This is a genomic window from Pauljensenia sp. OF14-1SRA, from assembly GCF_027694595.1.
Classification (GTDB): Bacteria; Actinomycetota; Actinomycetes; order Actinomycetales; family Actinomycetaceae; genus Pauljensenia; species Pauljensenia turicensis_B.
On the sequence record NZ_JAQEVQ010000036.1, the window covers coordinates 1 to 759 of the forward strand.

Below are 759 nucleotides of genomic sequence, written 5' to 3' on the forward strand. Positions count from 1 at the left end.
AAGCCGAAAGGTCGGGCTCAGACCAACTCTTTTTGTCCTTTAACCCCAACGTCAGTGGTCACGGGCGTGCGTCGCCCTGTCCGGCTCGTGGGGGCGGCGTCGCGTGCGGGACGACGAATCGTGGATGCAATTGTCGTCGAGCTCGGGGCTTCTTCACTTGAACCTCGTCCGATTGCCGATTCGGAGCGAACAGCGATCGTTCGCGTCGGCGGACTGGGTGTTGCGATGAGGGGGCGAATGCTGATGCTCTGAAGTGGGGCTCATCGCCATCAGGAACTGGTGGACCACTGAGACATGACGGTGAAGCAATCGTCGATTGCTTCGAAGATCCTAAAGGAAGGGGAATGAACAATGTGTCGACCGGCGAAGTGTGACATCTGCGGAAAGGCGACGTGGGCTGGCTGTGGACAGCATATTGGCGCTGTCAAGGCGTCGGTTCCTGCAAACGACTGGTGCCCTGGTCACTGTGATGAGAACGGTAATCATCAGAAGAAGGAATCTGTGTTTAGCCCGTCAAAGTGGCTGAATTTCGGACGAAAATGAGCCTTCGCGCCAAGTGTGGTGACGCTCACGTCAAAATGATTTGACGAGTCGCCATGAAGGTGTGTAAATTATTTTCCTGTCGCCGAGAGCGAGGAAAGCTTGAGTCGACTGCCTCCTTCACTGGGGTGTTCAACGGAAGTTGGGTGCTTTTGGTGGGTGTGTGGGTGTTGTTTGTGAACTCGATAGTGTGTTTGTTTTTATGCCTGTTTTTTGTTT

General features: G+C 54.3%; 1 protein-coding gene and 1 pseudogene. One reads left to right on the plus strand and one right to left on the minus strand.

The features are described 5' to 3' along the window. Positions 1-252: pseudogene (locus PG731_RS09135) on the plus strand (hypothetical protein); the annotation flags it as partial. Positions 253-568: 316 nt separating this feature from the next. Here the strand turns inward: PG731_RS09135 and PG731_RS09145 are convergent. After that, on the minus strand, positions 569-759 hold a 191-nt coding region (locus PG731_RS09145), incomplete at its 5' end, for a hypothetical protein (RefSeq protein WP_270773484.1).